Annotated in this window: 1 pseudogene; it reads right to left on the minus strand. The window is 56.7% G+C overall.

The features are described from left to right. Positions 1-125: 125 nt before the first annotated feature. Positions 126-363: pseudogene (locus AB3X94_RS41985) on the minus strand (Tn3 family transposase); the annotation flags it as partial.

Genomic DNA, 363 nt, shown 5'->3' on the forward strand with positions numbered 1-363 from the left:
ATGCCCGAGGAAGTGGATGTGCCGCCACGCCACCGGAGAAATCTTCTTCAGCATCGCGAGCGCCTTCTCATTTCCCTCCCGTTGGTAGCGTTCAGTTGTGAGAGCAGTACCGAGTTGAAGGCGGTCATGGCCGCGAAATTCATCTTGTTGATGCTGTGCATGTCTCCGGTGATAATCGTCGGCGCGATATCGGTCGTGTTGTGGTAACAGAGGTCGAAGACGTAATGGCTTTCGTACTCGTGCGCACCGATGAGGTTGGTGAGTGTGGCAACGTGATTGGTGAGGGAGGTAAAGGCGACGACTCCCCGTTCGCGACCGAAATATTTGCGCGAGTGCCTCGCCTTTGCGGTCGGAGTGGCGGCA

The organism is Paraburkholderia sp. BR10923 (assembly GCF_040948765.1).
In the GTDB taxonomy this organism is placed as follows: domain Bacteria; phylum Pseudomonadota; class Gammaproteobacteria; order Burkholderiales; family Burkholderiaceae; genus Paraburkholderia; species Paraburkholderia youngii.